Source organism: Acinetobacter sp. YH12120 (genome assembly GCF_013418795.1).
In the GTDB taxonomy this organism is placed as follows: Bacteria; Pseudomonadota; Gammaproteobacteria; order Pseudomonadales; family Moraxellaceae; genus Acinetobacter; species Acinetobacter towneri.
Genome location: NZ_VPBI01000004.1, coordinates 174,107 through 185,683 on the forward strand (window position 1 = coordinate 174,107; position 11,577 = coordinate 185,683).

At 42.5% G+C, this 11,577-nt stretch carries 9 protein-coding genes and 4 tRNA genes; 8 read left to right on the forward strand and 5 right to left on the reverse strand.

Annotated elements, in window-relative coordinates:
* Nucleotides 1–49: 49 nt before the first annotated feature.
* From pyrC to FTU58_RS04565, 8 genes are all read left to right on the forward strand, one after another.
* Nucleotides 50–1,084: a dihydroorotase gene (gene pyrC / locus FTU58_RS04530; RefSeq protein ID WP_004972678.1), complete on the forward strand. Its 1,035-nt coding sequence runs from the start codon at nt 50–52 to the stop codon at nt 1,082–1,084.
* A complete protein-coding gene (gene rnt / locus FTU58_RS04535; RefSeq protein ID WP_131261730.1) occupies nt 1,069–1,731 on the forward strand; it encodes a ribonuclease T in 663 nt (220 codons plus the stop codon). The genes pyrC and rnt overlap by 16 nt, the downstream gene beginning before the upstream one ends.
* Before the next feature lie 215 nt (nt 1,732–1,946).
* Nucleotides 1,947–2,105 carry a hypothetical protein gene (locus FTU58_RS04540; protein ID WP_004972674.1) on the forward strand — a complete coding sequence of 53 codons (159 nt, stop codon included), beginning with the start codon at nt 1,947–1,949 and terminating at the stop codon, nt 2,103–2,105.
* A 149-nt stretch (nt 2,106–2,254) separates the two neighbouring features.
* Nucleotides 2,255–2,330: transfer RNA gene (locus tag FTU58_RS04545), tRNA-Glu, on the forward strand.
* A 110-nt stretch (nt 2,331–2,440) separates the two neighbouring features.
* Nucleotides 2,441–3,859 (forward strand): amino acid permease, encoded by a 1,419-nt coding sequence (locus FTU58_RS04550; RefSeq protein WP_026438458.1) that lies wholly within the window; start codon nt 2,441–2,443, stop codon nt 3,857–3,859.
* Between the two features lie 288 nt (nt 3,860–4,147).
* Nucleotides 4,148–4,223 (forward strand) — tRNA-Glu (locus FTU58_RS04555).
* Nucleotides 4,224–4,248: 25 nt separating this feature from the next.
* Nucleotides 4,249–4,324 (forward strand) — tRNA-Glu (locus FTU58_RS04560).
* 55 nt (nt 4,325–4,379) lie between these two features.
* Nucleotides 4,380–4,455, forward strand: a tRNA-Glu gene (locus FTU58_RS04565).
* Nucleotides 4,456–4,611: 156 nt separating this feature from the next.
* Here the strand turns inward: FTU58_RS04565 and FTU58_RS04570 are convergent.
* The 5 genes from FTU58_RS04570 to FTU58_RS04590 form a co-directional block, all read right to left on the reverse strand.
* The gene (locus tag FTU58_RS04570) at nt 4,612–5,856 is read right to left on the reverse strand and encodes an NADH:flavin oxidoreductase/NADH oxidase family protein (RefSeq protein WP_180051641.1); all 1,245 of its coding nucleotides are present in this window, start codon (nt 5,854–5,856) and stop codon (nt 4,612–4,614) included.
* Between the two features lie 142 nt (nt 5,857–5,998).
* The gene (locus FTU58_RS04575; protein ID WP_179996132.1) at nt 5,999–7,597 is read right to left on the reverse strand and encodes an ABC transporter ATP-binding protein; all 1,599 of its coding nucleotides are present in this window, start codon (nt 7,595–7,597) and stop codon (nt 5,999–6,001) included.
* Nucleotides 7,575–8,585, reverse strand: coding sequence for an ABC transporter permease (locus tag FTU58_RS04580; RefSeq protein ID WP_179988923.1), 1,011 nt, complete (start codon nt 8,583–8,585; stop codon nt 7,575–7,577). Before FTU58_RS04580 ends, FTU58_RS04575 begins: the two co-directional genes overlap by 23 nt.
* Entirely contained in the window at nt 8,585–9,655 is a 1,071-nt protein-coding gene (locus FTU58_RS04585) for a microcin C ABC transporter permease YejB (protein WP_096902176.1), read from the reverse strand. The genes FTU58_RS04580 and FTU58_RS04585 overlap by 1 nt, the downstream gene beginning before the upstream one ends.
* Nucleotides 9,656–9,719: 64 nt before the next feature.
* Entirely contained in the window at nt 9,720–11,567 is a 1,848-nt protein-coding gene (locus FTU58_RS04590; protein ID WP_180062134.1) for an extracellular solute-binding protein, read from the reverse strand.
* Between the last annotated feature and the right edge of the window lie 10 nt (nt 11,568–11,577).

The window sequence follows — 11,577 nt, forward strand, 5'->3', positions numbered from 1 at the left end:
TTAACATTTATAGATTATCATCTGTTTTATTTTTCAGACTGGCAGCGCCTTGAATACGATTACTCTTATCCAGCCAGATGACTGGCATGCTCATTTACGTGATGGTTTAGCACTACAACGTACTGTTCCCGATCTTGCCAAGCAATTTTCACGCGCAATTTGTATGCCTAACCTTGTTCCACCAGTAAAAACGGTAGAAGAAGCGGAAGCGTATCGTGAACGCATCATGGCACACGTCCCTGAAGGTGTAAATTTTGATCCGCGTATGGTGTTGTATTTTACCGATCAAACCTCTCCCGAAGAAGTCAAGAAAATTAAAGCCTCTGCGCATGTGAATGCCATTAAACTTTACCCTGCTGGCGCGACCACCAATTCAGACAATGGGGTGAGCGACATTCGTAAAGTATATGCGGTGATTGAGCAACTTGAAGAACAACAAGTGCCATTATTACTGCACGGCGAAGTCACGCACAATCATGTCGATATTTTTGACCGTGAAAAACGTTTCTTAGATGAAGTGCTTTCACCATTATTACAACAATTTCCAAACTTAAAATTGGTGCTTGAACACATTACGACCTCTGAAGCAGCGCAATTTGTTTTAGAACAAGGCCGTAATGTCGCAGCAACCATTACCCCACAACATTTATTATTTAACCGTAATGATATGTTAGTAGGTGGCGTAAAACCGCATTTCTATTGTTTGCCTATTTTAAAGCGTCAAACCCATCAACAAACCTTATTAGAAGTCGCAACTAGCGGAAATCCTAAATTTTTCTTAGGGACAGATAGCGCACCGCACTCAAAAAATGCCAAAGAAAATGCATGTGGCTGTGCAGGCTGCTATAGTGCGCCTACGGCAATTGAGCTTTATGCACAAGCTTTTGATCAAGTTGGACGTATTGACCGCTTAGAAGGCTTTGCAAGCTTCTTTGGTGCAGATTTTTATGGTTTGCCGCGTAATACCAACACCATTACTTTGGTGAAAGAAGAGCAAATCATTCCAACCAGTTTAGACTACTTGGATGGTGAACAAATTATTCCGTTATATGCGGGTAAAACCATTCAATGGAGAAAAGTGTGACAGATACAACTTTGCCCGTGATGGGGCAACGTTTTCGTGGTTTTTTGCCTGTGGTGGTCGATGTGGAAACCGCAGGCTTTAATGCCCAAACCGATGCTTTGTTGGAAATTGCTGCCATTCCAATTATTTATGATGCGGATGGCAAATTTGTACCAGGTGAAGCGTATCATGCGCATATCAACCCGTTTGAAGGGGCAAATTTAGACCGTCGTTCGTTGGACTTTATTGGGATTGATCCTTTCAACCCTATGCGTATGGCTATGGCTGAAGATGAAAAAACCGCATTAAAACGGATTTTCAAATCAGTCAATGAAGTGCGTCGCCAACAGAATTGTACCCATGCCATTTTGGTCGGTCACAATGCGCATTTCGATTTAGGCTTTGTACAAGCAGCCATTGCCCGCACAGGCACGAAAAACCAAAACCCATTCCACAGCTTTTCAGTGTTTGATACAGTGACTTTAAGTGCGGTGATGTTTGGTCAAACGGTGCTGGCAAAATCATGCATTCAGGCAGGTATTGAGTTTGATGGCAAAGAAGCTCATTCAGCTTTATACGATACGCAAAAAACTGCAGAGCTGTTTTGTTTTATTCTAAATAAACTTGCGCCGCACATGGTAGAGAACTTACTCAACCCAGATCAATAATACGATTTGTACTCGAACATTGAGATGTTTACAGGATGACAGACTGCGTTTGTCGTCCTGTTTTCTTTTTAGTGTTGTGGTTTTGATTCGTGCTTTTCAACCACAAGACTGAGCATCAAAATGATTTTTACTGCGAATCAGCTTTTATGCATGCAGTCTTTTGAGCTGGCTTTGGTTATAATGGCAATATTCCAATTTGTGTTATTGATTCTGCCATGTTGAAAAAAATTGTCTTGGTTTTGGTCATTCTCGCGCCTTCTGCGTTGTATCTTTATATTGTGAATCGTGAGCCTGCTCAACCTAAACCAAGCACTCAACCCGCAGCCACACAAACAACAACCACTGAAAAGCAATATCAAACCCCTGATCATTAAAATGATGCACCGTATTCAAATTTACATGCACTGATTTATTTTTAAAGATGTATTATTTTTTAAGCAAATAACAAATAGTGCGGCAGTTTTTTTAGATTCAGGTTTGACACTGTCGCTAAAAATTCATAATATACGCATCACCTCGCAACGTCCCTATCGTCTAGAGGCCTAGGACATCGCCCTTTCACGGCGGTAACCGGGGTTCGAATCCCCGTAGGGACGCCATTTATCGTGCTATACGATCATTTCTAATCCAAATTTATTATTTCAAGATTGCAGATTTGTAGTTTTTCTCTACAATACTTCGCTTCATTTCATTTTTTCTCCTATCACTTATGCCGTCATCGAATCATCAAAATGATGCTGTGCATCAAGGCAATACTATGCCTTTAAAACGTGCGATGAGCACTCGACATTTGGTTATGATTTCACTGGGCGGTGCTATTGGCACAGGTCTATTTTTAGGCTCAGGTGAAGTCATTGCACAAACAGGCCCCGTTGGCGCCATCATCGCTTATATTTTTGGTGGTTTAATTGCCTATATGGTGATGCTGTGTTTGGGCGAGCTTGCCGTACACATGCCTGTTTCAGGTTCATTTGGGGCATACGCCAAACAATATATTGGACCTGGCACGGGCTATACCATCACTTGGTTATATTGGCTCACGTGGTCGGTCACTTTAGGCACAGAATTTACCGCCGCTGCGTTGCTAATGCAGGAATGGTTCCCGCATATTTCCATGTGGATTTGGACACTGATTTTTGGTGGCGTTGTATTTGGTTTGAATATGATTTCCACGCGCTTGTTTGCAGAATCTGAGTTTTGGCTATCTTTGGTCAAAGTCGTGACTGTCATTGCCTTTATCGTTTTGGGTTTAATGGCAATTTTAGGTGCTGTGTCTTATCAAGGTTATACCTCTGCACCTTTATTTAGCAATTTAACCGCACAAGGTTGGTTTCCTGAAGGGCTATTCCCTATTTTTGCCACCATGTTAATTGTTAATTTCGCCTTTTCAGGTACAGAGTTGATTGGTGTTGCCGCAGGTGAAACCAAAGACCCTGCCAAAAACGTGCCTAAAGCAATCAATACCGCAATTTTCCGTCTGTTGATTTTCTTTGTAGGTACCATTGTGGTGATTAGTGCCTTGCTACCACATCAGGCTGCAGGTTTGGCTGCAGAAGGTGTAAGCAGCAGTCCTTTTGTAACGGTGTTTAATCAGATTGGTATTCCTTATGCGGAAGATATTATTCGTTTTGTGATTATCACAGCGTTACTCTCTGCAGCGAACTCAGGTTTATTTGCAGCTTCACGAATGATGTGGTCGCTCTCACACCAAAAGCAATTACCACAGATTTTTTCTAAGGTGAATGCGCGTGGTATTCCTTATATTGCAGTCATGGTCACCATGCTCGGTGCAATGCCAGGTTTATTGTCTGAACAATTTGCGCCTGAAACCATCTTTAAAAACCTCTTGGGTGTGGCTGCATTTACCATGGTCGTGGTCTGGATGAGCATTTGTTTAAGCCAGTTTAACTTCCGTCGCCAATGGTATAAACAAGGTAAAACCGTGCAGGACTTAGGTTTTGCTGCACCGCTATTTCCAATAGTGCCTATTTTAGGTTTTGTGTTCTGTTTTATTACTTGCTTAAGTATGGTGTTTGACCCTGAAATGCTGGCAGGTTTTATTGGCTGTATGATTTTTATTGTGTTGTGCTATCTCAGTTATTACATGATTTATCACAAAAAATCATAATGCTTTTTTAGCGATGATGTAAAACAATAGGGGCGATCTTCGGATTGCCTTGTTTTTTGAGTTGTGTTGATTAGCAATGAATACTGCAAAATACAAAGAAAATCATGCTGCTCTAATAAATGTGTCCATTTAAAAATAACTTGAAAAGCATGATTTTTACCGCTTCAAACGTATCACGACAGCAGAATAGTTTTAATTTTATTCAGTTGAACATTTTTTTCAGAATTATTGCAGAAAAGCGTTTGACACCCCCCCTTATACGCCCTATTATACGCCCACCTCTGAAACGTCCCTATCGTCTAGAGGCCTAGGACATCGCCCTTTCACGGCGGTAACCGGGGTTCGAATCCCCGTAGGGACGCCAATTTCAGAAGTAGATATTTTTTTAAGTCCCTATCGTCTAGAGGCCTAGGACATCGCCCTTTCACGGCGGTAACCGGGGTTCGAATCCCCGTAGGGACGCCATATTCTCAACAACTGCATTGGTTGTTACATGGTTTAAAAATATAAACTTCTATTTGTCCCTATCGTCTAGAGGCCTAGGACATCGCCCTTTCACGGCGGTAACCGGGGTTCGAATCCCCGTAGGGACGCCATATTCGAGATGTTTACATCTCAACAAAAAGCCCAATCAATATGACTTGGGCTTTTTGCTATCTAACGCATTAGTTTTATATTTCAATCTGTGCGGACTGATTCAAAAACCATAGTTTAAGCTTTGAATCCGTCCACTGAGGTTTGAAAAATACGAATCAAGCTGATTTACGTGAGTTGACCTGTCCTTTAATCACCGCAGTTAAATTGCCTTTTAAATATTTGAAAAAGACTTTTAAAGGCGAGAGTTTTGGGTTTGGACGCTTGCCTTGTGCAATTGCTTTGAACTGCGCGGCATACCAAATAATTTCCATAATTGCCATTTTATCAATCATCGGGATACCAGTTTTAATTTTATCGACCCCGTAACGTACATCTTGACCCGCCAACAAACGGTTGGCTAAATCGGTTTCTACCGCAAATGGTCGGGCGATCCCAATAAAGTCACATGCACCACTGTCCAAAGCAGCATTCATGGCAACTACCGTTCTAAAACCACCTGTCACCATTAAGTGGCATTTCACCTGACTGCGAATCAATTCCGCAAAAGATAAAAAATAGGCTTCACGGGCAATGGTACTTGGTTTACGTTTATCAGCTTTAGAGCCTGCCATCGCGGGTGCTTCATAAGTACCACCTGAAATTTCAATCATATCTATACCTGCTTCATCCATGGCTGTAAACACGCTAATCACTTCTTCTTCAGTGATGCCGCCACGTTGAAAATCTGCAGAGTTTAGTTTGACTGATACAATAAAATTGTCTGAGGTCGCTGCACGTACCGCTTGATAAATTTGCATCAAAAAGCGCATACGGTTTTCAATATTGCCGCCCCATTGGTCTTGGCGTTTATTGGTCAGTGGCGATAAAAACTGGCTGATCAAATAGCCATGCGCACCATGCAGTTGAATCCCTTCAAAGCCCGCTTGCTCACAAATCTGTGCAGCTTTGGCAAAACGCTGAATAATATCGAGGATTTCATCTTCATGTAGTTCACGTGGTGTACCAAAACTCAAAGCTAAACTTGGACTAAAAGGCACAGCCGAAGGTGCAACCGTTTCTTTATTCAAACCTTTCGGACATTGCCGCCCAGGATGTGACAACTGTACCAATTGCACCATGCCATAACGTTTACCAACTTCTGCCCACTGTTTGAGCTTTTCTATATCTCGGTCTGATTCAATTCCCACAACACCCGGTTCATTTTTGGCACGTAAATCGACCATTACGTTGCCAGTGATGGCACAGCCCAAACCACCTTTTGCCCATGCTTCATATAGACCTAAATGCAGGCTATTCGGCTGCCCTGCCGTGTTGGCAAGCGCCTCACTCATCGCGCCTTTAATGATGCGATTTTTAAACATGGTATTACGAATCTGAATTGTTTCGGCAAGATGGCTCATACACTGTTCCGTATTGTGTTTTATTGGTCTTTTTTACTCTAAAGATTTTTCGGAACAGGTCAATGCCATTTTGACAAATCTTATTGTCAAAATGGTAAAACAAGTCAGCCAGCCGAAATAGCTGTTTAAAAATATTGAAGGTTTAATACTCACTGGCAGCAATCAATTGACGGGTATATTCTGTTTGCGGATGGCTAAATAACTGTACAGTATCTTGAAATTCCATGACTTTCGCTTGATGCAGCACCAACACTTTTTGACACAGTGCTTTCACCACTTGCAAATCGTGGCTAATAAACAAATAGCTCATCTGTTCTTGCTGCTGCAAACGGCGTAACAGCTGCACGACAGCACGTTGCGTGGTACGGTCTAAGGCAGAAGTCGGCTCATCCATAATTAACAGTTTAGGACGCAGCACCAACGCGCGTGCTAATGCAATCCGTTGACGTTGCCCACCCGACAATTCATGCGGATAGCGTTGTTTAAAACTCACAGGCAATTCCACTTTGCTTAGAGCTTCATCAATGCGCTGGATGATTTCAGGCTTGGACAATTGTTGCAATGCCAAACCCTCACCAATGGTTTGCTCCACATTTAAACGTGGATTTAAGCTGCTAAACGGGTCTTGAAATACAATTTGAAACTGCTGACGTAAGGGACGCAATTGGCGTTCATTCAGTTGATTCAGATCTTGCCCAAGTAGTTCAATTTTTCCCTCACTTTCAATCAATCGTGCAATTGCAAGTGCCAATGAACTTTTACCCGAACCACTTTCACCGACAATACCAATAGATTGACCTTGCGGAAGTTGCAAGCTTAACGGCTCAACCGCAACCACATAATCTTTAACCCGATTCAGCAAGCCTTGTTTAATCGGGAATTTCACAGCAACCTGCTCCAACTCCAAAATGGTCGGCAACTCATCAACCTGCAAAGCTTCACCAAAATCATGATTCAACAAGTTTTGGGTATAGGCTTGCTGCGGTCTATTAAAAATATCTGCCACACTGCCCTGTTCTTCGACCCGCCCCTGATTCATTACAATTACCCGATCTGCATAGTGTTTGACTAAATTCAAATCGTGGCTGATCAAAATCATGGCCATATTACGACGCACTTGCAGGCTTTTTAATAAATCCAAAATCTGCGCCTGCAAAGTCACATCTAAAGCCGTAGTTGGTTCATCAGCAATTAAAATATCGGGATCGAGTGCCAACGCCATTGCGATCATCACTCGCTGACGTTGCCCCCCAGATAATTCATGTGGATAACGCTTTAGTTTTTCTTCAGGCTGTGGAATGCCGACATCTGCAAGTAATTGCAGCACCCGAGCACGCGTTTTTTCTTTGCTCCAACCTTGGAGTAATAAACTTTCACCAATAATTTTTTCCACTCGATGCAACGGATTTAAAGCCGTCATTGGTTCCTGAAAAATCATGGCAATTTTTTGACCACGAACTTGTCGCAATTGTTGCGGTTTAAGGCGAAGTAAATCTTGTTCTGCAAAGACTGCCTGACCTTGCACCTGTAAATGTTCGGGCAATAAACCCAGCAATGCCAAACTACTAATAGATTTTCCAGAACCACTTTCACCAACCAAAGCAATGGTTTCGCCTGCATGCAGCTCAAAGTTTAAATCGTGCAATAAAACCTGTTGCTGCTGAATACGCAGATGACTGACTGTTAGCAATACTGCAGGCTGTGATGCAGTTGAAGAATTAACGTCTTGGATCGAATGCATCACGGGTCGCCTCCCCAATATAAATTAACAAGGACAGCACAATTGCTAAGGTAAAAAAGCCTGACAATGCCAACCACGGTGCATTTAAATTATTTTTACCTTGTAACAACAACTCCCCTAAAGATGCTGCATCGGGCGATAAGCCGTAACCTAAAAAATCCAGTGCGGTTAAAGCTGTAATATTGGCGGTTAGCATAAATGGCAACTGCGACAAACTCGAACTCATGGCATTGGGTAAAATATGCCGAAACATAATGGTACGATCGGTTACGCCTAAACTTCGCGCTGCACGGACATAGTCAAAATTTCGGGCGCGTAAAAATTCTGCTCGAACCAAGCCGACCAGTGTCGTCCAGCCAAATAACAGCATAATCACAAATAGCCAATACACACTTGGGGTAAACATGCTGACCAAAATCATCACCATGAACAGCATCGGTAAACCACCCCACACCTCTAAAACGCGCTGACCAATTAAATCGACCCAGCCGCCATAGTAGCCCTGAATTGCCCCGACCAAAATGCCCAAAGCTGCCGATGCAAAAGTCAATGCAAAGCCAAATAACAACGATACACGCAAGCCATATAAAATTCGCGCCAACACATCGCGCCCTTGGTCATCTGTACCTAGCCAATTTTGTGCAGTTGGTGCAGAAGGTACAGGAACGGCCAAATCTAAATTCGGGGTCTGGTAAGAAAACTCAATGAGCGGCCAAACTGCCCATCCTCGGTCTGCAATCAGTTGTTGCACCACTGGGTCTTTATAATCTGCTTCGGTTTCAAATACACCGCCAAAGGTCGTTTCAGGATAAGCCTTGAACACTGGCAGATATAAAGATTGCTCATATTTGACCAATAACGGTTTATCATTGGCAATCAGTTCTGCCGCCAAAGACAACACAAAAATAATGATAAAGACAATGAAACAACCCAAACCCAATTTATTCTGTTTAAAACGCTGCACACGCGCCTGCATGATCGGTGACATTATTTTGCCCCTCGCGATTCAAAACTAATACGTGGGTCAATCACCTGATATAACACATCGCTGATTAAGCGTAGAATTAAGCCCAATAAGGTAAAAATAAACAAAGTGCCAAAAATTACAGGATAATCACGCTGTACAATCGCCTCAAAACCAAGCAGGCCTAATCCATCTAAATTAAAAATAATTTCGATGAATAAGTTCCCGACAAAGAAAATACCCACCAACGCTTCGGGCAAACCTGCAATTACAATTAGCATGGCATTACGAAACACATGCCCATATAACACACGCGATTCGGTTAGACCTTTAGAACGTGCCGCCAACACATACTGCTTGTTTAATTCTTCCATAAACGAGTATTTGGTGAGATAAGTCAGCCCTGCAAAACCACCAATCACCATCGCCAATAAAGGCAAAGTTATGTGCCAAAAATAATCGGTAATTTTTCCCCACAGACTTAATTGTGCAAAGTTCTCAGACACCAAACCCTGTAAGGGGAACCACTGAAAATATGAACCACCCGCAAAAAATACAATCAGCAAAATAGCAAAGGCAAACGCAGGAATGGCATAACCGACTGCCAACAAAATAGAAGTGGCTTTATCAAACAACAAGCCATGCTGACGGGCTTTTTTAATGCCTAAAGGAATAGAAATTAAATAAATCAGCAAGGTGCTCCATAAACCTAAAGATAGCGATACAGGTAATTTTTCCCATAACAATTGGGTCACAGGTTTATCTTTAAAAAAGCTGGTGCCAAAATCGAACTGCACATAGCTGGTGAGCATTTGCCAAAAGCGTTCATGTGCAGGTTTATCGAATCCATATTGCGCTTCGATTTTTGCAACCATTTCATCACTTAAACCTTTAGCACCTTGATAATTGCTGCTATTGGAGGTTGCAGCAGTTTCACCGCCTGTCGCCCCCATGCCCTGAAAGGCTTCGGCTTGCTGAATCGCCTGTTCGACTGGACCGCCCGGTGCAATTTGAATCACCACAAAGTTAATCAATAAAATGAAAAACAAGGTTGGAATAATCAGGAGCAATCTTTTGAGTATGTATGTGCCCATGTACTTACCTTTTGGCAATGTTCTGGTTTATCGCAAACACTGTCATGCTTGAGTTTTAAAATCGTTATTGTTGACGTAAATAATGTGCAACTTTCTTGGCTTGGGCAGCATCACTCCACCAATAATCAATTCCTGCCGATAGTTTAGGTTTGATGGCGGGCTGACGATACATATTCCAATAGGCATACCAGTTTTCACCTTTGCCATAGGTTGGAATTTGATAATACCCCGCACGCAATAAACGATCCAAAACTTTGGTACGCACAATCAATTGTTCACGATTAGGCGCACGAATCAACTGTTGTACCACTTCATCAATTACTGGGTTTTTAATGCCTGCGTAATTATAGTTTCCTGGTTGATCTGCGGCAGCACTACTCCAAAGCTGTGCTTGCTCATTGCCTGGACTTAAAGATTGCGGCATGACACTGGTGGTCATATCAAAATCGGCACGGCGCATGCGTTCAATATATTGCGGCACATCGACATGCCGAATATTTACCGTAACGCCCAGACGTTTCATATTGCGCACAAAAGGCACTAATGTGCGTTGCAAACCATCCTGATGAATTAAAAATTCAATTTGAATGGCTTTGCCTTTGGCATCGACCAATTTACCTTGCTGAAAACGATAACCCGCTTTCAAAAGCAATTCACGGGCTTTAAGCAAGCCGTTACGGTTAAAGCCACTGGCATCAGTCACAGGATACTGCCAATTTTGCAATACGCCTTGGCGTTGAATAGGATGCAGCTTGGCCAAATAGGGTTTTAAAACAGACAATTCTGCGGCTGAAGGTGTGCCTTTGGCTTCTAATTCACTGTTAGAAAAATAACTTTGCAAACGGCGATATTGCCCATAAAACAAGGCTTTGTTTTGCCATTCAAAATCATAAGCGTAGGTTAAAGCCTGCCTAAAACGAATATCCTGAAACGCATGTCTGCGGGTATTAAAAACAAAACTTTGGGTCGGAATTGGGTTTTGGTGCTGAAATTTATGCTTGACCACCATGCCCGCATTCACAGCAGGAAAACGATATTCAGTGACCCATTTTCGTGCGGTATATTCTTCATGCAACGTGTATTGCCCCGACTTAAACCCTTCGAAGGCAATATCCAGATTGCGATAATAAACATACTTCAGGCGGTCAAAATTATAGCGCCCTTTATTTACGGGTAAATCTTTGCCCCAATAATTTGGATTACGCTTATAAGTAATGCTGCGCCCTGCATCAATCCGCTCAATAAGATACGGCCCTGAACCTAAAATCGGTTCTAGTGTGATGCGGGTAAAGTCACGCTTTTGCCAGTCTTTTTTAGAATAGATTGGCATTTGCGACAAAATCAGCGGCATTTCTGCATTGTTAGTGGATTTAAAACTGACTTTAACCTGATGCTTAGACAAGACCGTGGTTTTATCTAAATCGGATAAATACATTTGCAAACCTGGATTAGACTTGGTCTGAAAAGCATCAAAACTGAATTTCACATCATCTGCTGTAACTGGGCTGCCATCACTAAATTTAGCTTTAGGATTTAAATGAAAAATGACAAATGCAGTTTGCTTGGGGTCATAGCTGACTTTTTCTGCCAATAAGGGATACATCACCCCCGGCTCATCTAAAGAACTGCTCATGAGTGAATCGAATATAAAACTCACCCCATCGGTTGAGCTGCCCTTGCCATTCATGTCATTTAAATTATCAAAAGTGCCATTACTGGCACAAATTAAATCGCCACCTTTGGGCGCTTGCGGGTTGGCATAAGGCATAGCCGAGCGCCCCACATACTGAGGCTGGCTATGTACGGCAATATAGGGCGTGGTTTGTAACGCAGCCCATCCAAACTGCGGCAAGACCACACAACCTAAAATACAGCCCAGATATTGATGTGTCTTTTTTATGGCAAATGACATGCACACAGCT